The organism is Micrococcus sp. NPDC078436, from assembly GCF_040702705.1.
GTDB lineage: Bacteria > Actinomycetota > Actinomycetes > Actinomycetales > Micrococcaceae > Micrococcus.
On record NZ_JBFBLX010000008.1, the window covers coordinates 1 to 23,578 of the forward strand.

The window sequence follows — 23,578 nt, forward strand, 5'->3', positions numbered from 1 at the left end:
TGCGTTCGGACAAGTACGCCCGGAACTATCACGCCGGGCTCAGTCTCGCAGCGACACTGCACTGGCTCGCCACCATCCTTTAGCAACACGCCCTAGGCAGGAGGGCCCGGGAGGCCAAGTGGGACACGACAGGTGCCTTGGTCAGGGCCGAGGCGCAGGTATCGTCCACGGCCTCCAGGGCACAGACCGGCAGCCCGGGGTCGGCTGCCTCATCCCCGGCAGGCTCGGCCGGGAGCACGACCTCGGGCACCATGCCGGCCGGACCGATGGCCCCCGGCCCGAGGTGATGAACAGTTGTGGCGGCGGCCGTACCGGTGGCGGCCCAAGCCGCGCTGGTGCCCGTACCAGCGTGCATCCCGAGCAGGCCCAGGATCAACACGAGGGTGCCCAGAACGGTTCGAAGGGCGGGCCAGCCGGACAGGGGGCGGCGGGAGGAGGTCACAGTAGCGATTCGGTGGTGTTCCCGCCGTCCGTGGTGGACAGCACGGTCGAGCCGACGACCAGCAGTGCTTCGGTCTGCCCGTCGTCGGTGATGCCCGTTCCCAGGGCGGTGGCCGTGCCGACCGGGCGGTCGCTGGCGGTCCAGGTGTCGCCGGCGTCGGTGCTGGTCAGCAGGTGTCCCTCGGTGCCGGCGCCCACGGCGGTGGTGTCATCGGCCCAGGCGACCAGGTGCATCAGCTGGGGGGTGTCCAGGGTGGTCCAGGTCGCGCCGTGGTCGGTCGAGCGCAACATGCCGGTTTCGGTGGTGGCCAGCACGGTCCCGGTTTGGGGGGAGATCGCCAGCGATGCCGGGGCGACGGGGATCTCAAGGCTCTGCCAGGTGAGGCCGTCGGTGCTGGCGCGCAGTTGCCCATCGAAGCCGAGGACCCCGTTCGGGCCGGCGGCCAGGGCGTGGAAATCGGATGCGCCGCCGCGGGAGAGCACCGTCCAGCTCTGGCCCCGGTCGGTGGACTCGGCCAGGCCCAGCGGCTCGGGCAGGCCGGTGCGCGGCGCGGGGTGACCCGAGGCCAGGTAGCGGCCCTCGGGAGTCAGGGTGAAACCCATGAAGTCCACGACCGGACCGACCTGGGTCAGCTCCCCGTCCTGGAGCCGGAACAGGCCCTGGTGGGTGGCCAGCAGCACCTCACCGGACTCGGGGTCCCGGGTGAGGGCATGGACGTGGGTGATGGCCGTGCCGGTGCCCTGCGTGCCGGTGCCGGCCGCCGGGGATGTCGCGGGGTTCGGCGCGGCGCAGGCGGTGAGGGTGCCAGCGCCGAGCAGGGTCAGCCCGCCGGCGATCAGGGTTCTGCGGGTCAGGGGGGTCATGGAGCCTTTCCGCCCCGGGCCAAAAGGCGGGGCTTCTACCATTGTCGGCCGGTGACGCGCCGGGATGGGGCGGTTTGCCTTGAAGATTCGATGAAGATTCCCCGCCCCGGCACCGTTCTGAGCCGCCGGGGCGCGAGACAGAGCGAGACTGGACCCATGAACTCTGGCACTGGCACTGGGACTGACCCTGGGACTGGTCCGGCGGCCGGCCGGGTGTTGGTGGTCGATGACGAGAAGCCGCTGGCGCGCATGGTGGCCACCTACCTGGAGCGGGCCGGCTACGAGGTGGCCCTCACCCACACCGGCCCGGCCGCAGTGCAGGCCGCCCGGGTTCACGAGCCCGACGTGATGGTCCTGGACCTGGGCCTGCCCGGGCTGGACGGGATCGAGGTGTGCCGGCGGGTGCGGGCCTTCTCCGAGTGCTATGTGCTGATGCTCACCGCCCGCGGCGATGAGCACCACCGGTTGGAGGGATTGGCGGTGGGGGCCGATGACTACATCACCAAACCCTTCAGCGTCCGGGAGCTGGTCGCCCGGGTGGGGGCGGTCATGCGCCGGCCGCGCACAACGGTGTCAGCCCCCGAACCGGAACGGGTCTGCGGTGACCTGGTCATCGACCTGGCCGCCCACGAGGCCCGCGTGTCGGGCCAGGTGGTGCAACTAACGCGCACGGAGTTCGACCTGCTGGCCGCCTTGTCGGGGCGCCCGCACCAGGCCTTCTCCCGGCGCCAGCTGATCGATATCGTCTGGGACCCGGCCTGGGTGGGCGATGAACGGCTCGTGGACGTGCACATCAAGAACCTGCGCCGCAAGCTCGACGCGGACCCGGCCCGCTATATCGACACCGTCCGCGGGGTCGGCTACCGGATGGCGGAGCAATGACCGGCCGGCGGCGCTACCAAGGATTAGCGGCCCGGTTCTTCCTCGCCCAGCTGCTGGTGGTGGGGGCCAGCGTGCTGGCCGCGGTGGTGGTGGCCTCCCTGGCCGGCCCACCACTGTTCCACGAGCACCTGGAACAGGCCGGGGCCGGACACGATGCAGCCCAGGTGCTGCACGTGGAGCAGGCCTACCGGGACGCCAATTTCTGGACCCTGGGCGTGGCCCTGGCCACGGCCTTGATCTGTTGTCTGGCATTGACCTGGCATGTCGCCCGCCGGATCCAGAGTCCGATCAACGCCCTGACCCAGGCGGCCAAGGCCATGGCCGGTGGACGGTACGACACCCGCGTGCCGGCCATGGGCGCCGGCACCGAGGTGGAGGAGCTGGCAGGGTCTTTCAACACCATGGCCGCACGGCTTCAGCGCACCGAGGACACCCGTCGACGGATGCTCTCGGACCTGGCCCACGAGCTGCGCACCCCCGTCTCCGTGCTGACCGTCTACCACGAGGCCCTGCAAGACGGGGTGTCCCACTGGGACGAGCCCACCGGTGAGCTGATGGGCGAGCAGCTGGCCCGGTTGACCCGGCTGGTGGAGGACATCAACGACGTCTCCCGCGCCGAGGAGGGCCGGATCGAACTGGACCGCAGCCCCCAAGGGGTCAGCGGGCTGCTGCATGCCGCGACCGAGGCCCACAAGGAGGCCTACGCCACCAAGGGCGTGGCCCTGACCATGGACGCCGATCCGGGCCTGGCCGTGGACGTGGACCGCCAGCGCATGGGCCAGGTCCTGGGCAACCTGCTCACCAACGCCCTGCGCCACACCCCGGCCGGGGGCCGGGTCACCCTCGAGGCCCGACAAAGCCCGTCCGGGGTCACGCTCAGCGTCACCGACACCGGGGAGGGGATCTCTCCCGAGCACCTGCCGCACGTCTTCGAACGCTTCTACCGCGGGGACACCGCCCGCGACCGTGACCACGGCGGCTCCGGGGTCGGCCTGGCCATCTCCCGAGCTCTCATCCAGGCCCACGGCGGCACCCTGAGCGCCACCTCCACCACGGCCGGGGCGACGTTCACCATCGACCTGCCCACCAAGCAGCCCCCCGACCAGCCCACCTACCGGCGCACCCGTTTATCCACCGTGAACACCGGCGCTCCACCCCTTGAATGATACCCCCGGGGGGTATATACCAAGAGGAGAGGCGCCGTCCGGCGCCGCCCTCAGACCTGAAGGAGACCGTCATGACCGAATCCGCCCGCACCCCGCTGCCGGGGGCCACCAACGGCTGCTCGTGCTGCGCCCCAGCCGCCGACGCCACCGCCCCCGCCGGGCGCCAGAGTGCCGACCCAACCGGGACGAGCGCCGGCGACGCGACCTACCAGGTGGAGGGCATGACCTGCGGACACTGCGTGGGCTCCGTCACCGAGGCCGTGAGCGCCCTGGACGGGGTGGACGATGTCCGGGTCGAACTGGTCGCCGGCGGGGCCTCCCCCGTCACCGTGACCGGGCCCGCCTCCGCGGACTCCGTGCGGACGGCCATCGAAGCGGCCGGCTACCGCGTCCGGATCTAACCGACCCATCCCCTCGAGGTCGGCGCCCCACCGCTGAGCCGGTCGCCGAACAGACCGCCGAGCAGAAGGAACACCATGAGCACCCCGCACCACCACGATCACCCCACCGACCAGACCGCCGAACACCCAGACCCGAACCCCCACGCCGGCCACGCCAACCACACCGACCATGCCGCCCACCACCCCGCGGACGCGGCCACCCACGGGCAGGCCATGCCCCAGGGCCACGCCCACTCGGCCCTGGACGAGGAGCACCAGGTCCATGACCACGGCAAGCACGCCGGGCATTCCACCGCGATGTTCAAGAACCGGTTCTGGGTCTCGCTGGTGCTGTCACTCCCGGTGGTGTTCTTCAGCCACATGGTCGGACAACTGCTGGGCTACCACGTCCCTGAGTTCCCCGGTTCGACGTGGATCGCCCCGGTGCTGGGCACCGTGATCTACCTCTACGGCGGCGCCCCCTTCCTCAAGGGCGGACTCACCGAGGTGCGCTCCCGCCAGCCGGGGATGATGCTGCTGATCGCGATGGCCATCACCGTGGCCTTCGTCGCCTCCTGGATCACCTCCCTGGGCATCGGGGACCTGATGCTGGACTTCTGGTGGGAACTGGCCCTGCTGGTGACCATCATGCTGCTCGGGCACTGGATGGAGATGCGCGCCCTCGGCGCGGCATCCTCCGCCCTGGACGCCCTGGCCGCGCTGCTGCCGGAGAAGGCCGAGAAGATCGTGGACGGAGACACCGTGACCGTGCCCGTCGGCGAGCTGGCGGTCGGGGACACCGTGTTGGTGCGCTCCGGGGCCCGCGTGCCGGCCGACGGGACCATCCTGGAAGGCGCCGCGGAGTTCGACGAGTCGATGATCACCGGCGAATCCCGGGCCGTGGCCCGCACCGTCGGGGAGCGGGTGGTAGCCGGGACCGTGGCCACCGACAACACCGTGCGGGTGCGCATCGAGGCCGTCGGCGCCGACACCGCTCTGGCCGGGATCCAGCGGATGGTCGCCGACGCCCAGGAGTCCTCCTCCCGGGCCCAGGCGTTGGCGGACCGGGCCGCCGCGTTGCTGTTCTGGTTCGCCCTGGGGGCGGCGATCATCACCGCGATCGTGTGGACCGTGATCGGTCAGCCCACCGATGCGGTCACCCGCACCGTGACCGTGCTGGTGATCGCCTGCCCGCACGCCCTGGGCCTGGCCATCCCGCTGGTGATCGCGATCTCCACCGAACGCGCCGCCAAGGCCGGGCTGCTGATCAAGGACCGGATGGCCCTGGAGAAGATGCGGACCATCGACGTGGTGCTCTTTGACAAGACCGGCACCCTGACCGAGGGCGCCCACGCCGTCACCGGTGTCGCCGCGGCGCCCGGCATTTCCGAGGCCGAGCTGTTGGCCTACGCCGCCGCGGCCGAGGCCGACAGCGAGCACCCGGTGGCCCGGGCCATCGTCACCGCCGCCACCAGTCATGCCGAGGCCGCCCGGTTGGGCCTGCGCGGCACCGGATTCCAGGCCGCCACCGGCCGCGGGGTCACGGCCACCGTGGCCGGCGCCGAGGTCCTCGTCGGCGGGCCGAACATGCTGCGCGAGCTCACCCTGGACACCCCCGAGGCACTGGCCGCCGATGTCCGGGCCTGGACGGATCGGGGGGCCGGGGTGCTGCATGTGGTCCGCGACGGGTCCGTTATCGGCGCGGTCGCCGTGGAGGACAAGATCCGCCCCGAGTCCCGGGCCGCCGTGGCCGCCCTGCACGCCCGGGGGGTCAAGGTCGCGATGATCACCGGCGACGCCCGCCAGGTCGCCGAGGCCGTGGCGCGGGATCTGGGCATCGACGAGGTCTTCGCCGAGGTCCTTCCCCAGGACAAGGACACCAAGGTCACCGAACTGCAGGCCCGGGGCCTGTCCGTGGCCATGGTCGGGGACGGCGTGAACGACGCCCCGGCCCTGGCCCGGGCCGAGGTCGGCATCGCCATCGGCGCCGGCACCGACGTGGCCATGGAATCGGCCGGCGTGGTGCTGGCCGGCAATGACCCCCGTGCCGTGCTATCCATGATCCACCTGTCCAAGGCCAGTTACACCAAGATGATCCAGAACCTGGTCTGGGCCACCGGATACAACGTGCTCGCCGTCCCGCTGGCCGCCGGCGTGCTGGCCCCGATCGGCTTCGTGCTCTCCCCCGCGGTGGGCGCGATCCTGATGTCCGTCTCCACCATCGTGGTGGCCCTCAACGCCCAGCTGCTGCGCCGCACCGACCTGGACCCGGAGCACCTGGCTCCTCTCGAGCACCCCCGGTCGCAGGCTGCCCTTCAGCCGGCTGCGGTTTCCTGATCTCGCCCCTTGGCGTGAACCCTGATGTGAACCCTCAACCCACCATGAAAGGACCCACCATGAAACGCACCATGACGCTGACCGCCCTGACCCTGGCCTCCGCCCTGACCTTGACCGCCTGCGGCACCGGGGCCCAGGACGAGAACGCCGGCGCTGAGGCCTCGGCCACCGCGACCGGCTCCGCCCCCGCCGCCACCCCTGCGGCCACGGACACCGCGACACCGTCCGCCACGGAATCGGCTACTAGCTCGGCCACCGGTTCGGCCGAGGAGGTCTCCGCCGAGCACAATGACGCGGACGTGATGTTCGCTCAGATGATGATCCCGCATCACCAGCAGGCGGTGGAGATGAGCGAGATGCTGCTGGCCAAGGATGAGATCCCGGCCGAGGTGGCCGAGTTCGCCCAGAAGGTCATCGACGCCCAGGGCCCGGAGATCGAGCGCATGAACGCCATGCTCACCGCCTGGGGTGAAGACCCCGTGGACATGGGAGACATGGGCGGTATGGAGGGCATGGACCACGGCGGGATGTCCGGGATGATGTCCGAGGAGGACATGGCCGCCCTGGAGCAGGCCCAGGGCACCGAGGCTGCCCGGTTGTACCTGGAGCAGATGACCGCCCACCACCAGGGCGCCATCGAGATGGCCCAGGACGAGGTCGAGGGCGGGCAGACCCCGCAGGCCGTGGCCCTGGCCGAAAAGGTCGTCGCGGACCAGCAGGCCGAGATCACCGAGATGGAACAGATGCTTCAGGAGCTGCCCGCGACCTGACCGGCATCGCCGCACCACAATCCCAAGGAGGGCCCGTTCGGTGGACGGGCCGTCCTTGGAGGTGTGGTGCCGTCAGCGGATGATGGGCCGCCCTGGGTGAGGCCGGCCCCTGCTTCGACGGCAGGAGGGCCATCCCTTAGGGCGGGTCTGCCGTGAGTTTGGTTGACACGAGTTATCAGGCGGCGGCATCCGCCTGGACTGATTGAACCATCTCGAACTCGACGGGGGTGAGCCTGCCGAGACGGGCCTGCCTACGACGCCGGTGATAGGTCCGCTCGATCCAGCTCACGATTGAGAGCCGGAGCTGGGCAAAGGACTGCCAGCGACGCCGGTCCAGCACGTTCTTCTGCAACAGCGCGAAGAAGGATTCCATCGCCGCGTTGTCCCCAGCAGCACCGACCCGGCCCATCGACCCGACCAAGCCGTTGACCCGCAGCGTCTCCACGAATCGCCTGGATCGAAATTGCGACCCACGATCCGAATGCACACGGCAACCCTGCACCTCGGCCTTGCCTCCACGCCGGGCCAGAGCCATCTGCAGGGCATCCACAGCCAGCTGCGAGCTCATCCGCCGATTGATCGAGTAGCCCACGATCCGGTTCGAGAACACGTCCTTGACCGCGCAGAGATAGAGCTTGCAAGTCCCCGGCCCAATGCTCTGAGATGTCCGTGAGCCACAACTGGTTCGGCTTCTCAGCGCGGAACTGACGACGAACCAGATCATCATGAACGGCAGGGCCAGGACGCTTGCCCGAGCCGCGGCGGAACCAGTGGCAGCAGCGGACACGCACGAGCCGGCAGGCCTTCAACGTCTGGTGGTCTGACACGTCTAGGCCACGGTCGCGGAGCTTCTCAGCCAGGAACCGGTATCCGAACTCCGGGCCATCAGCATGGGCGTCGAGGACGGCATTGGCGGCATGCGCGTCGGACCATTCCCGCGCGCTGACAGGTTCGGCCAGCCACTGGTAGTAGGCCTGACGGGTGAACCCGAGGACCCGGCAGGAGAGTTTCACGGGGATCCCGTCGCGGGCCAGGTCCTTCACGACGGGATAGGTCATTTCGGGGACTGGCCCAATTTCAGGTTCGCCTGCGACAGATACGCGGCGGCGCGGCGTAAGACCTCGTTCTCCATCTCCAATTCACGGTTGCGGCGCTTGAGCGCCTTCAGCTCCTCGTTCTCAGCTTTGGTGACGCCGGGCCGGATCCCGGCCTCGACATCGTCTTGGGCCAGCCAGCGACGCAGGCAGGACTCGGTGATGCCGAAGTCCTTCGCGACCTGCGCGATCGGCATCTGGCCCTTGCGGGCGATGCTGACCACGTCCTGGCGGAACTCTCGGGGGTATGCAGCGGGCATGAGGACATCCTTCCAGCAGCCCCTCCCGGGACCACAGATCAGATGTCAACCAAACTCACGGCAGACCCTCGCCGCGAGTCAAAGGTGAGCACATCCAGCGCGAGCCGAGCGCGACAGGCAAGACCGTTTCGGACCGAGGCGACGCTGTGGTTCCAGCACGACGGGGCCACGGGGGCGGAGGTGGCCCTCGACGAGTCGTGGGGGTCGGGGGAGGATGGTCCGATGGAAGCGAGCACACAGGCACTGCTGGCCGGTCCGCGGGGGCGGCGTCTCTGTCTCGAAGCGGCGAGGGCGCTCAGCCCGCGGGTCGCGGACCTGGTGTTCTGGCTCGGGCAAGAGCTGGACCCGGATCGGGGCGGCGCCCGTCTCGTGTGGGCTGTCCACGAGGGCCGCCGCGTCCCGGTCTCGCCTCCGACGGTATCCCCGGACGAGGTGGCAGGGGCCCTGACCGGTCTCGACCTCTCGGGCCTCTCGGACGACGTGGTCCAGTCGGCTCTGGTCAGCGCTGTGGAATCGGCCAGGTACTGGCAGGAGCCCGACGGGGAGGACGTGCTGGCTGGGCAGTCGGTCATCCGCGCCGCCCTGGCACCCGTGGCCGCCGCCGTCGTGGCCTCACCCGCGTCCCGGCCCTGGGGACGTCCACGCCAGCCGGTGCAGTGGGTCGCCGACTGGCGGGATTTCGAGGATCCGACCCGGCTGACCCGTCACCCGGGTCGCGTCCTGTCGGAATGGGCCCAGGAGGAGCGGTTGCAGGAGGCTCGCGCCACCGTCGAACGCCCGGCCGACCCCACGGCGAACTGGTCCGGGAGCTGGTGGTCGATCCCTCAGGGAGTCACTGCTGGCTTCGGGCAGATCCCCACCGGGTTGGACCTCGTCGAGGACGCTCTCGGCGCGGAGGCGGCCACGGTGATCCCGGTGCAGGGGGCGGGGAGGACGTATGAGATCCACGCCCCCGGTGACTGGGTGCGGCTGTGCCGGGAGTTCCCTCTGGAGGTGAGTGCCTCACGCCGGCACGACTGGTACCGGGTGACGGGCCGGTCCGGCCGTTGGGTCATACCGGACTGGGAGCAGGTCGCCTCGGAGTGGGACGCGGTGCATCTGACCACCATGGGCTATCTCAGCTCAGCCACCCGGGCGCTGTCCGTAGACGCTGATGCGGCCACGGTCCTCGCCGGGTGGGGCCCGGACACCACCGTATGGCTCACCGACACGGTGCGCGAGTCGGACGAGCCCAGGCAAAGCTGGCACCGTGGGCCCGGCGGCGGATGGATCCGCCGCGCGACTGCCGCTGATATCGGCTCCGCGGGGCCGGCACGGGCGGGTGACCGTACTCAGAAGGGGGAGAGGTGAGCACCCGCAGGCCGTCCTCTTCCGGATCGATGCCCTCTATGGAGGCGGTGTGCAGGCTTGTCGTCGAGCTGGAGCGGCGGCACTTCAGCCGAAACCGCTGTGCGTGGCTCCTGGATGCTGACGTGATCGCGGGGGTCCTCACGGTGGTGCCCTGGCAGGGGCGGCCGCCACCGGCGGACCCGGGACGGGTGATCGGGCAGCGGACGGACCTGAGCCGACTGCTTACGAGATGCCCGGGCGATCTTGAGGCGGTGCTCATGGACGTGTTGCGAGGCCAGGTCCATGAGTCGAGCGCGCCGGGCAGGACGGCGTCCGGCGCAGAGCCGGCGTGGCTGCTGGAGCGATAACCGGGAGCCACCTGGTACGGGTGAACGCTCGGCGCCGCACGCAGGGCGCCAGGGGTCGGCGGCGAGGGCGCTCGGGATGCCCACGCGCTCCGTCTCGATGCCCAGCGTCATGGCGCGAAGCGGCTCGGCCAGGAATGACCGACTTCCCCCTGCCGAACGGGTCGGAATCCGAGCCGCCGATAGATCCCCATGGCCGCTTCGGAGGTGCCTTCGCCGAAGCGCAGGCTGAGGGCGGGGTCGCCGGCGGCGGAGCAGGCGTCGACGGCGTGCTGTACCAGGGCGCGCCCGACCCCCTTCCCGCGCGCGGCGGGATCGGTGAAGAGGTCGATGATGAACGGCCCCGCGAGGTCCGCGTCCCAGATCGAGTGCGTGACGACCATGACCGCCCCGGCCCGGCGGCCCTCCACCCACGCTGAGGCGCTCGCGTCGGCGCGCAGCTCCCCGTAGTCGCCGCGTAAGGTCGCGTCCATCTCCTCGCGCGCCTCGGCCAGGTCGGAGGCGGCGACGCCCGGTGGGTAGCTGGCGAAGTAGCACCGGGCCAGCTCGTCAGCCGTTTCGACCTCCAGGCCCCGCAGCTCGAGGCCGCCGGGCACGTGCTCGCCAGGCCGCGCCGGCGACAGGTGGAGGGTTAGCAGGTCGGTGGGCGCGGGGTTCCTCTCCTCATGGCCGGGGCGGCCCCGTCCGCGACGGCGACGGGTCCCTCCCAGCGCTGCTCGCCGTCGACGAGGTGTCCGGTGGGGCGCAGGCCGAGCCGCCGTGCCACGGCGGCCGAGGCAGCGTGGTCGGGGTGGATGTCGGCCACGACCTCGGGGACCCCGCGCCGGGCGAGCTCGTCGAGCAGCAGGCGCGCCGCGGCGGTCGCATGGCCCCGGCCCTGCCAGGGGACGCCGATCACCCACGCGATCTCGGCGGGCCCGCCCGAGACGGGCACGGTGGCCTGCACGTAGCCGACGGCTTCCCCGGTGTCGTCGAGTACCACCAGGTGGTTGAGCCATGTCTCGCTGCGGTCGTCGGAGTGGCCGCGGGCATGGACGGCGTACTGGCGGGAGAGGCCCTCCCGGGCGGGAGGCTCGCCGCCCGTGAACGTGTACAGGGCCGGATCCGAGAGGACGACGACCATCTCGTCGGCGTCGTCCGGGCGGAGGGGGCGCAGGTGGATCGGGGGAGTCATGGGCCCCACGGGATCGGGTCGGCGTGCGGATGTCAACACCGCCCCGGCGGGTCGGCGGGCGCGCCGGCGTCGTCACCGGCACCATGGGCCCCATGGCAACGGTGATCGAGGGAGGCGACCGGCCCTGGCTGTGCGTGCTCGCCGGACGCGCCGGGACGGGCAAGACCACGCTGGCCCAGGCGCTCGCGCGGGCGACGGGCGCCTGCTGTCTGCGGGTGGACGCCGTCGAGACCGCACTGGGGCGGGTCCAGGACCACGTGGGCGCTGCGGGCTACGCCGTCGTGCACGAGCTCGCGGTCTCCAACCTGCTGCTGGGCCACGACGTCGTCGTCGACGCCGTCCATCCCGTCCCCGCCTCCCGGGCCGGCTGGGCGGGGACCGCGCCGCGGGCGGGCGCGCGGCTGGTGGTCCTGGAGACGGTCCTGCCGGACGAACGGGAGCATCGCCGCCGGGTCGAGACGCGCGCGGCCGACATCCCCGGACACCGGGTCCCGACCTGGGATGACGTCCAGGCGGACGGCTGGGTGGCGTGGGACGTCGACCGCGACGGTCCCCGGACCGTGATCGACACGACCACCCGCGCGGCCGCGCTGCGCGACGCGCTGGCGGCCCTGCCCCGCCGGTGACGCGCGCCCTCGCCGTCGGCGGCCCGGGCGGCGTCCTGAGGGGGACCGCGCACCCGTGCCGCGTCGGGCCCACGGCCTAGACTCGAGGCCATGTCATTCCCCCACCAGCGCCCCCGCCGTCTGCGCCAGTCCGCCGCCATGCGCCGCCTGGTCGCCGAAACCCGCCTCCACCCGGCCGAGCTGATCCTGCCGGCCTTCATCAAGGAGGGCGTGGCCGAGCCGCAGCCCATCGCGTCCATGCCGGGCGTGGTGCAGCACACCACCGACTCGCTCAAGGCGGCCGCGGCCGAGGCCGCCGAGCTGGGCCTGGGCGGCATCATGCTGTTCGGCGTGCCGCAGACGCGTGACACGTGCGGCACCGCCTCCCTCGACCCCGAGGGCGTGCTGAACAAGGCCATCCGCGACGTGAAGGCCGAGGTGGGGGACGCGCTCGTCGTCATGTCCGACCTCTGCCTGGACGAGTTCACCGACCACGGCCACTGCGGCGTGCTCCGCGAGGACGGCGCCGTGGACAACGACGCCACCCTGGAGATCTACGCGCAGATGGGCGTGGCGCAGGCCGAGGCCGGCGCGGACGTGCTCGGCCCCTCCGGCATGATGGACGGCCAGGTCCGCGTGGTCCGTGAGGCCCTCGACGCCGCCGACCACACGGACACGGCGATCCTCGCCTACGCCGCGAAGTACTCCTCGGCGTTCTACGGCCCCTTCCGCGACGCCGTCGACTCCGCCCTGCAGGGCGACCGCAAGACGTACCAGATGGACGCCGCGAACCGCACCGAGGCGCTGCTGGAGGTCTCCCTGGACCTCGAGGAGGGTGCGGACATGGTCATGGTGAAGCCGGCCATGAGCTACCTGGACATCGTGCGCGATGTCGCCGAGATGGCCGACGTGCCGGTCTCCGCGTACCAGATCTCCGGCGAGTACGCGATGATCGAGGCCGCCGCCGCGAACGGCTGGATCGACCGCCGCGCCGCGATCACCGAGTCCGTGCTCTCCATCCGGCGCGCCGGCGCCGACACCGTGCTGACCTACTGGGCGGCCGAGCTCGGCCGCTGGATGAAGGAGGGCTCCCTGTGAGCACCCGCACCCCCCGCACCACCAACGCCGCCGCGTTCGCCGCGGCCCAGACCGTCATCCCCGGCGGCGTCGACTCGCCGGTGCGCGCGTTCGGCTCCGTCGGCGGCACGCCCCGCTTCATGGAGCGCGCGCAGGGGCCGTACCTCTACGACGTCGAGGGCCGCGAGTACGTGGACCTCGTCTGCTCGTGGGGTCCCATGCTGCTCGGCCACGGCCACCCGGCCGTGCTGGAGGCCGTGCACGCCGCCGTGGACCGCGGCCTCAGCTTCGGCACCTCCACCGAGTCGGAGACCGCGCTTGCCGAGCTGATCGCCTCGAAGGTCCCCGTGGAGCGCGTGCGCTTCGTGTCCACCGGCACGGAGGCCACCATGACCGCCCTGCGCCTCGCGCGGGGCGTGACCGGCCGCAACCTCATCGTGAAGTTCGCCGGCTGCTATCACGGCCACTCCGACGGCCTGCTGGCCGCCGCCGGCTCCGGCGTCGCGACGGCGGCCCTGCCCGGGTCCGCGGGCGTCACCGAGGCCGCGGCCTCCGAGACGCTCGTGGTCACCTACAACTCCCGCGAGGACCTGGAGAAGGCGTTCGCCGAGCGCGGGTCCGAGATCGCCGCCGTGATCACCGAGGCCGTGCCGTGCAACATGGGCGTGGTGGAGCCGCAGGACGGCTTCAACGCGTTCCTGCGCGAGATCACGCAGCGTCACGGTGCGCTGCTGATCTGGGACGAGGTCCTCACCGGCTTCCGCGCCACGAGCCGCGGCGCGTGGGGCCTCAGCGGGGAGCCCGAGGGCTGGACCCCGGACATCTGGTGCTTCGGCAAGGTGATCGGCGGCGGCATGCCCGTCGCCGCGCTCGCCGGCTCGGCCGCGATCATGGACCACCTGGCCCCGCTCGGCCCGGTGTACCAGGCGGGCACGCTCTCCGGGAACCCGGTGGCGATGGCCGCCGGGTACGCGACGCTGAGCAGCGCCGACGACGCCGTGTACGCCGCCGTGCAGCGCGCCTCCGACGCGGTCCGCGAGGGCCTCGTGGCCGCGCTCGACGCGGAGGGCGTGGACCACTCGATCCAGCGCGCCGGGACGCTCTTCTCCGTGGCGTTCGGGACGTCGAAGGGCGGCGTGAAGGACTACGCCGACGCGCAGGGCCAGGAGGTGTTCCGCTACGCCCCGTTCTTCCAGTCGATGCTGGAGTCGGGCGTGTACCTGCCGCCGTCGGTCTTCGAGGCCTGGTTCGTCTCGGCGGCGCACGACGACGCCGCGATCGGCACGGTCCTCGAGGCCCTTCCCGGCGCGGTGAGGGCGGCCGCGGCCGCGACGCCGCAGGGCTGAAAGCGGTCCGAGCTCCGAGGGTCAGGTGCCGGGCTCGACCGGCCACTCCCGCGAGACCGTGGCCGCCGGATCCTTCCGGCGCAGGTACTCCTCGAAGCTGGCGGCCTGCTCGGCCTTCCACTGGGCCTGCCTCGCGTGCAGCTCCGACAGCTCGATCTGGACTGCGGGGTACTTGCGGGCCAGGTGGTCCGCGACCTGGACGGCGGCGAGCGCGTCCGCGGCCGAGGTGTGCGCGTCCTCCAGCTGCACGCCGTAGTGCTCCGAGACGGCGGTGAGAGTGCGCTTGCCCTTGCGGTAGCGGTCCAGCTGCTTGTCCAGCACGTAGGGGTCGATCACGGGTGCGGCGTCGAGCGGGGTCAGGCCGTGCCGCCGCGCCTCACGGTCCATGACCGTGAAGTCGTACACCCCGTTGAACGCGATCACCGGGATGCCGGCAGCGAAGAGGTCCCGCAGCGTCTCCGTGATCTCGATGACCCCCTGCGCCGCGGGCATGCCCTCGGCGCGGGCCCGCTCTGTGGTGACACCGTGCACCTGCGCCGCCTCGTCCGGGATCGGGACGCCCGGGTCCAGGAGCCACTCGGCGGCGGACACGGCCGCGCCCGAGGCGTCCACCATCACGATGGTGGCCGTCACGATCAACGCCTGCTGGGGGTCTCTGCCCGTGGTCTCGAGGTCGAACCCGGCTCGGATCTGCTCATGCCAATTCACGTCCGCCACGCTACCGCCGGAGCCGGACGCGTGAAGCACCCTCCGGCGGGCGGGCAGGATGGGCTCGTGTCCTCCGCCGCCGTCCCGCGCCCCGCTCCGCCGCGCCGCGCTCCTCCCCTCCCCGCCGCGCCACCCGAGGGTCCGCTGACGGTGGCGGAGGCGCTCGCCGCCGTCGCGTGCCTCGTGCCCCCGGGGCGTGCCGTGTCCTATGGGGCGCTCGCGCGGATCCTGGGCCGCGGCGGCGCGCGACTGGCCGGACGCGCGATGGCCGAGGCGGATCCGGGCACCCCGTGGTGGCGCGTCGTGCGGGCCGACGGGTCCCTGCCCGAGGACCTCGCCGCCCGCGCCGCGCCCGAGCGCGATCGCGAGGGCACGCCGCTGCGCCCGGCCGCCGGCGGGCTGCCGCGTGTGGACCTGGCCCGTGCCGCCTGGGATCCCCACGACGACGGCGACGGCCCCGCGCTCGCGGCGATCGCCGACCTCGCGGCGCGCGTGGACCACGGCCGCGGGAGCATCAGCCCGGCAAGCGGGCGCACCCCTTAACCTGTCCCGCGCCGATGGGAGGATGACCCCATGAGCGCACACGAGCACGCCGCAGCCGCCCCGGACGGGGCGCTCGAGGAGGCCGCGATCCTCGCGGCGGACGAGGCCGAGGAGCCCGTTGCGCCGCCCGTGCACGCCCTCCTCGTCCGCGAAGGGCGGCAGCGGGAGGAGACGGTCGAGCTCACCCCCGCGCAGGAGGCCGTGGCGGGCCTCGCCCCCGGGCACGGGGCCGTCCTCGTGCTCGGTGCGCCCGGCACGGGGCGGAGCACCGTGGCCGTGGAGTACGCCGCGCGGCGGCTCGAGGCGGGGACGGATGCCGAGTCCCTCCTGGTCCTCGCGCCGAGCCGGGACGCCGCGGCCCGTCTGCGCGACGCCCTGACCGAGCGCCTCGAGGCCACGGGGCACGGCACGCGCGCTGTCACGCCGGTGCGCACGTGGGCGTCCTACGCGTTCGACCTGCTCCGCCGCGCCCGCGTCACGGGCCCCCTCCGGCACCTGGCGAACGCCCCGCGGCTGCTGTCCGGCGCGGAGCAGGACACGGTGATCGCCGAGCTCCTGGAGGGCTACGCCCAGGGCCACGCGGCCGGTCCGGAGTGGCCGGCCGACGTCGTCCCCGCTGTGGGCACGCGGGGGTTCCGCCGCGAGGTGCGCGAGCTGGTGGACCGCATGAGCGAGTTCGGGGTGGAGCCCGGCCGCCTGCAGGAGCTGGGCGAGGTGCACCGGCGGCCGGCGTGGGAGGCGGCGGCCGTCCTCGTCCAGGACTACCGGGACCGCCTGGACCTGGGCATGGCGGAGGCCTTCGACCCCGCCGGCCTCATCCGCGCCGCCGTGCTCGTCCTGACGGAGCGGTTCCCGGAGGACCCGGAGCGGGACCGTGCCGCCGTCGAGTTCGCCCGGGCGGAACGCGCCCGGCTGCGCGCCCTCGTGGTGGACGACCTCCAGGAGGCCACACCCGCCGTGCACGATCTCCTCCGCGTCCTCGGCGTCGGCAGGGACGTCCTCCTCACGGCGACCCCCGACACCACGGTCGAGGGATTCCGCGGCGCACGCCCGGACCTCGTCCGCGAGTACCCCGCCGCCCTGGACCCGGCTCCCGTGCCGGGCGCCCCGGCGTCGCCGGCGCCGGGGGAGCGGACCGTCGTCCTGGCCCAGGGGCACCGCATGGCGGCCGGCGTGCTCGAGGGGTACCTGCGGGTGGCCCGCCGGGTCCGGCAGCGGCACGAGCCGATCGAGCGGGCCCGGCGCACGGCGCTGCCGGCACAGGAGGGCGGAGAAGTGCGCGGCCACGTCGTGCGCTCGCGGGCGGACGAGGACCAGTTCGTCCTCGAGCGGGTCCTGCGGGTGCATCACGAGGAGTCCGTGTCGCTGGACCGGCTCCTCGTGGTGGCCCGCTCCGGCTCCCGCGTCGCGGCGCTCGCCCGGCATCTCGAGGCGGAGGGCGTGCCGGTCACCCGCGACGCGTCGGGCACCGTGCTCAAGGAGGAGCCGGCGGTCGCCCCGCTGCTGACCCTCCTGGGCGCCTGCGCCACCCTGGCGGGGGACCCCGAGGCCGACGTCGTCTCCGTGCTGGACCCTGAGGAGCTCGTCGGCCTGCTGACCGGGCGCTACGGAGCGGCCACGGCGCTGCACGTGCGGCGGCTGCGCCAGGACCTGCTGCGGGCTGAGCGGGCGCGCGGCGGGCGGCGCTCGTCGGACGAGCTGCTCGTGGCCGCCCTCGCGGATCCGGCGCTCGCGGGGGAGGAGGCCGGGCGGCATCGTGCCCTGCGGCGCGTGGCGTGGATGTTCCGCGCCGGCCTCGAGGCGGCCGCCGCCCCCGGGGCGACGGCCGAGACCGTGCTCTGGGCCCTGTGGTCGGCCTCCGGCCGGGCCGACCGCTGGCGCTCGATCGCCCTCGGGCGGGTGGACGGGGCGGACACCCGCCGGGACGCGCGGCGGGCGGACGCAGACCTGGACGCCGTCGTGGCGCTGTTCCAGGTGGCGGAGCGCTTCGTGGACCAGTTCCCCGGATCCTCGCCCGAGGACTTCCGCGGGTACATGGAGTCCCAGGACCTGCCGATGGACACCCTCGCGCGCCGCGCGGAGACCGGGGACGCCGTCCACGTGCTGACCCCTGCCTCCGCCGTCGCCGCCGGTCGCGACTGGGACACCGTGATCGTCGTGGGCCTGCAGGACGGCGTCTGGCCCAACACGCGGCTGCGCGGCCAGCTGCTCGGCGCCACGGACCTCGCGGACCTGCTGCTCGCGCCCGACCCCTCCGCGTGGCCGACGGACCACCGCACCCGGTTGCAGGAGACGCGGCAGGACGAGCTGCGCATGCTGGCGGCGGCGGTCTCCCGGGCGCGCCGCCGCGTCCTCGCCACCGCCGTGCGGAACGAGGACGAGATGCCCTCCGACTTCCTCGACCTCCTGGCCCCCGCGGAACCCGGCGTCAATGAGAGCGGCGTCCGCCCCCTCACGGAGGTGGCGCCGCCGCTGACGGCCGGCGCGCTCGTCGCGCGGCTCCGCCGCGCCCTCGAGCAGGGGGAGGAAGGCGCGGGGGCCGTGGATCCGGCGGCGGCCGCCGCGGCCCTCGCCCGGCTGGCCGCGGACGGCGTGGAGACCGCAGACCCCGCGCACTGGTGGGGCCTCGCGCCGCTGTCCACGGAGGAGGCCCTCACGGACGTGGCCCACCACCCGGTTCGCCTCTCGCCGTCCCGCGTGGAGACCGCCCTGACCAATCCCCTCAACTGGCTGCTCTACCACGTGGGGTCCCAGGCTGGAGCGACGCTGGCGCAGTCCGTGGGCACCCTCGTCCACTCCGTGGCCGAGCACCACCCGGACGGCCCGCCCGAGGCCGTGCGCGCCGAGCTCGAGCGTCGCCTGCCGGAGCTGGGCCTGCCCGAGGGGTGGGTCAGCGAGCTCGAGCACGCCCGGGCCCGCGAGCTGGCGAAGGCCTACCTCGGCTACCTCTCCGTCGCGCGGGCCGCGGGGCGGCGCGCCCTGGCCCAGGAGGTGCCCATGCGGGCCGAACTCACGTGGGCGGGACTGACGGTGCTGATCAACGGCGTCATCGACCGGCTCGAGGTGGACGCGGCCGGACGCCCGTACATCGTCGACCTCAAGACGGGCCGCCGCGCGCCGTCGGCGGCCGAGCTGCCCCGCCAGCCGCAGCTCGCCGCCTACCAGGTCGCCCTGCGCGCGCACGGGGTGGCGGTGCTGCGGGATGACCCGGAGGCCGACCCGGCGCTGCGGGCCGCCCTCGCGCAGCTGGCGGAGCCGTCCGCCCCGGCCGGGGCCGCGCTCGTCCAGCTCGGCGCGGGCACCCAGAAGACGAAGGTGCAGGAGCAGGCCGCGCTGACCGACGAGGACCGCTGGGCCCTCGACCAGGTCTTCACGGCCGCCCGCCGGACCGTCGGGCCCCGCTTCCTCGCCCTCCACGACGGGTCCGCCGGCTGCGCCCTGCCGTCCGTCTGTCCCCTCTGCGCCGAAGGAAGGCAGGTCACCGAATGGAACCGCTGAACATGGACGTCCCCGCCGCGGTCCACGCGCCGGAGGACATCGCCGCCCGCCTGAAGGTGCATCCGCCCACGGACGAGCAGGCCGAGGTCATCACCGCTCCGCTCACGCCCCGGCTCGTCATGGCCGGCGCCGGCTCCGGCAAGACCGCCACGATGTCCGACCGCGTGGTCTGGCTCGTGGCCAACGGCCACGCGCGGCCCGACCAGATCCTCGGCGTCACGTTCACGCGCAAGGCCGCCGGCGAGCTGGCCCACCGCATCAACGACAAGGTGGACGCCCTGCTGCGCTCCGGGCTCGTGATCCCCGGGTTCGACGGCGAGCCGGAGGACCTCGGCCGCGCCGCCGTGTCCACGTACCACTCCTACGCGGGCGCGCTCGTGCGCGACCACGGGCTGCGCATCGGCGTGGAGCCCGAGGCCGTGCTGCTCGGCGACGCCGACGCGCACCGGATCATGGCCGGCGTCGTGGAGTCCCATCCGATCGTGGCGGACCGCCTCGGCGTCCGGCCCTCCACGCTGATCTCCCAGGCGCTGCGCCTCGCGGGGGACATGGCGGAGCACCTCGTGGCCCCCGAGGACGTCCGTGCGCACCTGGAGGCGCTCGTCGCCCAGGGCCAGGGGCTCCCGCTCCCGGCCCGCATGAAGGAGCCCTCCCGCGTGATCCTCGAGCTGATCGAGGCGTTCGAGGACCGGGCCCTCATGGCCGACCTCGTGGCCCGCTACGACGAGGCCAAGCAGGAGCGCGACGCGATGGACTTCGGCGACCTGCTGCGCCACGCCGCGCGGATCGCCCGGGAGGTGCCCTGTGCGGGGGAGCAGGAGCGCGGTCGCTTCCCCGTCGTCCTGCTGGACGAGTTCCAGGACACCTCACACGCCCAGATGCAGATCTTCGCCGGGCTCTTCGGCCCCACCGGCCCCGAGGCGGACGCGCCCGGGCTCGGGCACTGCGTCACGGCCGTCGGCGACCCCCACCAGTCCATCTACGGCTTCCGCGGCGCCTCCGCCGGCCAGCTCTTCGCCTTCCCGGGCACCTTCCCGCGGGTCCAGGCGCTCCCCGACGGCGGAGCTCGGCGCGTCAACGCGGACGTCTCCCACCTGACCGTCGCGTGGCGCAACGACGAGGCGGTGCTGGAGGCGGCCAACACAGTGGCGGCTCCGCTCGTCGTCCACGCGGAGGCGGGGGCAGGCTCGCCCATCGAGCTGCGACCCCTCCGCCCCCGCCCCGGAGCGGGCGAGGGGGAGGTGCGCATCGACCGGCACGTCACCCAGGACGAGGAGGCGAGGGCGCTCGCGGAGCGGCTGGCGGCGCTGCCGGACGTCGCGGCCGACGGCCGGACCCGCCTCACGCGGGCGGTCCTGTGCCGCACGCGCGCGCAGTTCGTGCCGGTGCTCGCGGCCCTCGACGAGGCAGGCCTGCCCTACGAGGTCCTCGGCCTCTCGGGACTGCTCTCCCTTCCCGAGGTCTCCGAGGTGCTCGCCGTCCTCCACGTCCTCGCCGACCCCTCCCGCAACGACCACGTGGTCCGCATGCTCACCGGCCCCCGGTGGCGCATCGGCCCCGCGGACCTCGAGGTGCTCCACGAACGCGCCCGCTTCGTCTCCCGCCTGCGGGCCGCCGGAGCCGAGGGGGCGGCGGACGTCGAGGCCGCGGACGTGAGCCCCGAGGAGGACACCGACGCCCCCGCCCTGCTGGAGGCCCTCGACTCGCTGCCACGGGAGGGCTTCGACTGGACCGGCTCCCGCGGGCGCGGCTTCTCGGACGAGGGTCTGCGCCGCCTGCGCGAGGCCAACCGCCTCCTGGGGCGCCTCTCCGCTCGTGCGGACGCGGAGCCCGCCGAGCTCATCGCCGAGGTCGAGCGGGAGATCGGCCTGGACGTGGAGGTGGCCCTGCGCCCCGACGCGTCCGGGGCCTCCGCCCGCCGCCACCTCAACGCGTTCCAGGACGCGGCGCGCGGCTTCGCCGCCGGCACGACGGCGGCGGCGGGGCTCTCCGCGTTCCTCGCCTGGACGGCGTCGGTGGAGGAGCACGAGAAGGGCCTCGGCATCGAGGCCGGGGAGCCCGCTCCCGGGGTGGTCCAGGTGCTCACGACCCACGCGTCCAAGGGACTGGAGTGGGACGTCGTCGCGGTGCCGGGGCTCATGGAGGGCTCGTTCCCCTCGGCTCGGTCCGACCGCTGGACCGCGCCCGCGAACGGCGCGCTGCCGTGGGCCCTGCGCGGTGACGCGGCCTCACTGCCGCAGTGGGACGCCGGATGGGCTGAGAACATGCGCGACTGGGCGCAGTCGGCCGGCAGGACCTACACGTCCAAGGATGCCGAGGGGCTGCCCGAGCCCTACCAGATCGCCGTGGACGCCCACGGGAGGCGGGAGGAGCGGCGGCTCGCGTATGTCGCGTTCACCCGCGCGCGGAGCCGGCTGTGGCTGAGCACCACCCGCTGGAAGGGGACGAACAAGAACCCCGCGGCGCCGTCCGAGTTCCTTGAGGAGGTCGCCGCGCTCGCCGGCTCGTTCCCCGGGATCGAGATCGGCCACGAGCCGGACCCCTCCGAGCTGACGGAGGAGAACCCCGTGGCCGGCCGCCTGCTCGCCGCCTGGTGGCCGTTCGACCCGCTGACGGGGCCGGAGGTCGCCGTCGCTGACCCGGAGGACCCCGAGGACGAGGACCGCTGGGAGAAGCTCCCGTCCCGCTCCCGGCCGCGGCGCGCCGCGGTCGAGTCCGCGGCTGCGCGCGTCCGAGACGCGGCCCCCGAGGACCTTGAGGCGGACCCGGAGATCGCCCGGGAGCTCGCCTGGGTGCTGCTGCGGCGCCGGGACATCGCCGGGACCGGGGGCCAGGTGGCGCTGCCGAGCCACGTCTCCGTCTCGCTCTACGGTGAGCTGGCGGCGGACCCGCAGGCGGTGGCCGAGCAGCTGCGCCGGCCCATGCCGCGTCCGCCCGCCCACGCGGCGCGCCGCGGCACGGCGTTCCACGCCTGGCTCGAGGACCGGTTCGGCGCGACGGGCATGCTGGACATCGAGGACCCCTCGGACGCCGCCGACCAGTGGGTGGACGACGCCCTGGACCTCGCCCCGATGCAGGAGTGGTTCCGGTCCTCGCGCTGGGCGGACCGGACCCCCGCGTTCGTGGAGGCGGCGGTGGAGACCACGGTCGCCGGGATCACCCTGCGCGGGCGCGTGGACGCCATCTACTGCTCGGGAGCCCGCGAGGGGATGCCCCTCGATCCCGAGGCCGAGTGGGAGCTGGTGGACTGGAAGACGGGCGCGGTGCCGTCGGACCGCGACCTCGAGGTCAAGGGCCTGCAGCTGGCGGTCTACCGGCTCGCGTGGTCACGCCTGCACGGGATCCCGCTCGAGAACATCAGGGCGAGCTTCGTCTACGTCGCGCACGGCGTCGAGCGCTCGCTCGCCCACCTGCCGGGGGAGGATGAGCTCGAGCGCATCGTCACCGAGGCGCTGAACCGCCCGTGATCCCGTCGCCGGGGCTCTGCGCCCGGCGAGCACCCCGGGCGGCGGCCCGGTCCGCTTCCCGGCCCGGAGCCGGCACCACGGTGAGGGCGGCGGTCTGGTCGTCGGCCTCGTCGGCCTCGTCCGGCTCGCGCTCGCGGCCCGCGTCGTCACCGTCGGCGTCCTCGTCGTCGGCATCAACCGCGTCGCCCGCCGGCTCGCCGTCGGCCGCCTCGCCGTCGGCGTGCTCCGGTGCGCTCCCGTGCGTGCGGCCCCGGACGGCGTCGGCCAGCTCGGCCAGCATGTCCTCCGCCTCGGCGATCATGTCCGCGTCGTGGCGGTCCACGCCACGCACCAGCCACTGGGCCAGCGCGAACTCCGCGAGGAGGGAGGCGCGGCGCATCAGGTGCTCGTCCCCGTCGTCACCGGCTCCGGCGTCGGCGCGCCGCCCGCGGTAGGCGTCCAGCACGCGCTCGGCGAAGTCGGGGTCCTCGGCGGCGGCCAGCCACGCGAGGTCCACGGCGGGATCGCCCACGTGCAGGTCGGTCCAGCCGGTCACCCCGACCACCCGGCCGCGCTCCACGAGCAGGTTGTCCTCGTGCAGGTCTCCGTGCACCGGCACCGGGGAGAACGACCACAGGGCCTCCTCCTCCATGGCCTCCTCCCAGCGGCGCAGCAGCACCGGGGGGATGCGACCCGTGGTGGCGGCCTGGTCCAGCTCATGCAGCCGGCGGTTGCGCACCTCCTCCGCCGTGTAGACCGGCAGGTCCGCGAGGTCCACCACGGAGGAGGGCAGGGTGTGCACGGCCGCGATGACGCGGCCGACGTCCTGCACCGCGGGCTCGCCGAGCGGGACGAGGTCCTCGAGGGGGAGGGGACGGCCCGGCATGTCCTGGTACACGAAGGTGCGCAGGCCACCCAGGCGCACCGCGCCGGCTACGGAGGGCGTGCGGAAGGGCAGGGCCGCGCGCACGCGCGGGGTGAGCGCGGCGAGCACCTGCAGCTCGGTCTCCAGGCGGATCCCCGCCTCCGGGGTGCGCGGGGAGCGCACGCGCCACCACTGGCGCTGGGCGTCCACGACGACGGCGGCGGAGAAGTCCGCGGGGTCGTCCGGGCTGGCGACCACCGAGACCGGGGTCAGGCCGGGGACGGCCGCGGCGGCCAGGGCTGCGAGGTGGAGGGACTGACGGTGCACGGGGTCCACCCTATGCGCGCCCACGCCCGAGCGCGGTGGGGCGCACCGGCGTCCGCGGGTTGGTACGGTGGGACGTCGCCGGACGCGCAGACCCTGGACAC

Annotated in this window: 17 protein-coding genes and 1 pseudogene; 12 read left to right on the plus strand and 6 right to left on the minus strand. The window is 73.5% G+C overall.

Annotation, left to right across the window (positions count from 1 at the left end):
* Nucleotides 1-438 precede the first annotated feature (438 nt).
* Nucleotides 439-1,305 carry a F510_1955 family glycosylhydrolase gene (locus AB0302_RS06100; RefSeq protein ID WP_298713843.1) on the minus strand — a complete coding sequence of 289 codons (867 nt, stop codon included), beginning with the start codon at nt 1,303-1,305 and terminating at the stop codon, nt 439-441.
* A 156-nt stretch (nt 1,306-1,461) separates the two neighbouring features.
* On the opposite strand from AB0302_RS06100, the gene AB0302_RS06105 reads away from it, so the two are divergent.
* The 5 genes from AB0302_RS06105 (at nt 1,462) to AB0302_RS06125 (ending at nt 6,840) form a co-directional block, all read left to right on the plus strand.
* Nucleotides 1,462-2,187, plus strand: coding sequence for a response regulator transcription factor (locus tag AB0302_RS06105; protein ID WP_366370873.1), 726 nt, complete (start codon nt 1,462-1,464; stop codon nt 2,185-2,187).
* The gene (locus tag AB0302_RS06110) at nt 2,184-3,353 is read left to right on the plus strand and encodes a HAMP domain-containing sensor histidine kinase (RefSeq protein ID WP_192593062.1); all 1,170 of its coding nucleotides are present in this window, start codon (nt 2,184-2,186) and stop codon (nt 3,351-3,353) included. Before AB0302_RS06105 ends, AB0302_RS06110 begins: the two co-directional genes overlap by 4 nt.
* Nucleotides 3,354-3,424: 71 nt before the next feature.
* Nucleotides 3,425-3,754, plus strand: a complete 330-nt coding sequence (locus AB0302_RS06115; RefSeq protein WP_012801982.1) for a heavy-metal-associated domain-containing protein — start codon at nt 3,425-3,427, stop codon at nt 3,752-3,754.
* Nucleotides 3,755-4,051: 297 nt separating this feature from the next.
* Complete coding sequence (locus AB0302_RS06120) at nt 4,052-6,070, plus strand: copper-translocating P-type ATPase (protein WP_366370917.1); 2,019 nt, start codon at nt 4,052-4,054, stop codon at nt 6,068-6,070.
* 59 nt (nt 6,071-6,129) lie between these two features.
* Nucleotides 6,130-6,840 carry a DUF305 domain-containing protein gene (locus AB0302_RS06125; protein WP_041290833.1) on the plus strand — a complete coding sequence of 237 codons (711 nt, stop codon included), beginning with the start codon at nt 6,130-6,132 and terminating at the stop codon, nt 6,838-6,840.
* A gap of 175 nt (nt 6,841-7,015) precedes the next feature.
* Here AB0302_RS06125 and AB0302_RS06130 read toward each other — a convergent pair.
* Nucleotides 7,016-8,194, minus strand: a pseudogene (locus AB0302_RS06130) (IS3 family transposase).
* A 222-nt stretch (nt 8,195-8,416) separates the two neighbouring features.
* Between AB0302_RS06130 and AB0302_RS06135 the strand changes: the two are divergent.
* The gene (locus AB0302_RS06135) at nt 8,417-9,544 is read left to right on the plus strand and encodes a hypothetical protein (protein ID WP_366370874.1); all 1,128 of its coding nucleotides are present in this window, start codon (nt 8,417-8,419) and stop codon (nt 9,542-9,544) included.
* Nucleotides 9,545-9,998: 454 nt separating this feature from the next.
* Here AB0302_RS06135 and AB0302_RS06140 read toward each other — a convergent pair whose 3' ends face one another.
* Both AB0302_RS06140 and AB0302_RS06145 read right to left on the minus strand, forming a co-directional pair.
* Complete coding sequence (locus AB0302_RS06140; protein WP_366370875.1) at nt 9,999-10,484, minus strand: GNAT family N-acetyltransferase; 486 nt, start codon at nt 10,482-10,484, stop codon at nt 9,999-10,001.
* Nucleotides 10,485-10,519: 35 nt separating this feature from the next.
* On the minus strand, nt 10,520-11,062 hold the full coding sequence (locus AB0302_RS06145) for a GNAT family N-acetyltransferase (protein WP_366370876.1): 543 nt from the start codon (nt 11,060-11,062) through the stop codon (nt 10,520-10,522).
* 92 nt (nt 11,063-11,154) lie between these two features.
* Here AB0302_RS06145 and AB0302_RS06150 point away from each other — a divergent pair, with 92 nt between their 5' ends.
* The 3 genes from AB0302_RS06150 to hemL all read left to right on the plus strand — a co-directional run bounded on the left by AB0302_RS06150 (nt 11,155) and on the right by hemL (nt 14,090).
* Nucleotides 11,155-11,688 carry an ATP-binding protein gene (locus tag AB0302_RS06150; protein ID WP_248117247.1) on the plus strand — a complete coding sequence of 178 codons (534 nt, stop codon included), beginning with the start codon at nt 11,155-11,157 and terminating at the stop codon, nt 11,686-11,688.
* A 90-nt stretch (nt 11,689-11,778) separates the two neighbouring features.
* Entirely contained in the window at nt 11,779-12,765 is a 987-nt protein-coding gene (gene hemB, locus AB0302_RS06155; protein ID WP_366370877.1) for a porphobilinogen synthase, read from the plus strand.
* Nucleotides 12,762-14,090, plus strand: coding sequence for a glutamate-1-semialdehyde 2,1-aminomutase (gene hemL / locus AB0302_RS06160; protein ID WP_319076269.1), 1,329 nt, complete (start codon nt 12,762-12,764; stop codon nt 14,088-14,090). Before hemB ends, hemL begins: the two co-directional genes overlap by 4 nt.
* Before the next feature lie 21 nt (nt 14,091-14,111).
* On the opposite strand, the gene AB0302_RS06165 is transcribed toward hemL, so the two are convergent.
* Nucleotides 14,112-14,798, minus strand: a complete 687-nt coding sequence (locus AB0302_RS06165; RefSeq protein WP_298987329.1) for a 3'-5' exonuclease — start codon at nt 14,796-14,798, stop codon at nt 14,112-14,114.
* A 66-nt stretch (nt 14,799-14,864) separates the two neighbouring features.
* Here AB0302_RS06165 and AB0302_RS06170 point away from each other — a divergent pair, with 66 nt between their 5' ends.
* The 3 genes from AB0302_RS06170 to AB0302_RS06180 are packed head-to-tail and all read left to right on the plus strand — an operon-like array spanning nt 14,865 to nt 22,306.
* On the plus strand, nt 14,865-15,341 hold the full coding sequence (locus AB0302_RS06170; RefSeq protein WP_366370878.1) for an MGMT family protein: 477 nt from the start codon (nt 14,865-14,867) through the stop codon (nt 15,339-15,341).
* A gap of 30 nt (nt 15,342-15,371) precedes the next feature.
* Nucleotides 15,372-18,839: a PD-(D/E)XK nuclease family protein gene (locus AB0302_RS06175; RefSeq protein WP_366370879.1), complete on the plus strand. Its 3,468-nt coding sequence runs from the start codon at nt 15,372-15,374 to the stop codon at nt 18,837-18,839.
* A complete protein-coding gene (locus AB0302_RS06180) occupies nt 18,827-22,306 on the plus strand; it encodes an ATP-dependent DNA helicase (RefSeq protein WP_366370880.1) in 3,480 nt (1,159 codons plus the stop codon). Before AB0302_RS06175 ends, AB0302_RS06180 begins: the two co-directional genes overlap by 13 nt.
* On the opposite strand, the gene AB0302_RS06185 is transcribed toward AB0302_RS06180, so the two are convergent.
* The gene (locus AB0302_RS06185; protein ID WP_366370881.1) at nt 22,281-23,477 is read right to left on the minus strand and encodes a macrolide 2'-phosphotransferase; all 1,197 of its coding nucleotides are present in this window, start codon (nt 23,475-23,477) and stop codon (nt 22,281-22,283) included. The two genes, AB0302_RS06180 and AB0302_RS06185, sit on opposite strands and share 26 nt — an antisense overlap.
* Between the last annotated feature and the right edge of the window lie 101 nt (nt 23,478-23,578).

Excerpts from the sequence above, each read along its gene's own strand:
- AB0302_RS06100 (WP_298713843.1), bottom strand. The coding sequence starts at position 1,305 with ATGACCCCCCTGACCCGCAGAACCCTGATCGCCGGCGGGCTGACCCTG.
- AB0302_RS06105 (WP_366370873.1), top strand. The coding sequence starts at position 1,462 with ATGAACTCTGGCACTGGCACTGGGACTGACCCTGGGACTGGTCCGGCG.
- AB0302_RS06110 (WP_192593062.1), top strand. The coding sequence starts at position 2,184 with ATGACCGGCCGGCGGCGCTACCAAGGATTAGCGGCCCGGTTCTTCCTC.
- AB0302_RS06115 (WP_012801982.1), top strand. The coding sequence starts at position 3,425 with ATGACCGAATCCGCCCGCACCCCGCTGCCGGGGGCCACCAACGGCTGC.
- AB0302_RS06120 (WP_366370917.1), top strand. The coding sequence starts at position 4,052 with ATGTTCAAGAACCGGTTCTGGGTCTCGCTGGTGCTGTCACTCCCGGTG.
- AB0302_RS06125 (WP_041290833.1), top strand. The coding sequence starts at position 6,130 with ATGAAACGCACCATGACGCTGACCGCCCTGACCCTGGCCTCCGCCCTG.
- AB0302_RS06135 (WP_366370874.1), top strand. The coding sequence starts at position 8,417 with ATGGAAGCGAGCACACAGGCACTGCTGGCCGGTCCGCGGGGGCGGCGT.
- AB0302_RS06145 (WP_366370876.1), bottom strand. The coding sequence starts at position 11,062 with ATGACTCCCCCGATCCACCTGCGCCCCCTCCGCCCGGACGACGCCGAC.
- AB0302_RS06150 (WP_248117247.1), top strand. The coding sequence starts at position 11,155 with ATGGCAACGGTGATCGAGGGAGGCGACCGGCCCTGGCTGTGCGTGCTC.
- hemB (WP_366370877.1), top strand. The coding sequence starts at position 11,779 with ATGTCATTCCCCCACCAGCGCCCCCGCCGTCTGCGCCAGTCCGCCGCC.
- AB0302_RS06175 (WP_366370879.1), top strand. The coding sequence starts at position 15,372 with ATGAGCGCACACGAGCACGCCGCAGCCGCCCCGGACGGGGCGCTCGAG.
- AB0302_RS06180 (WP_366370880.1), top strand. The coding sequence starts at position 18,827 with ATGGAACCGCTGAACATGGACGTCCCCGCCGCGGTCCACGCGCCGGAG.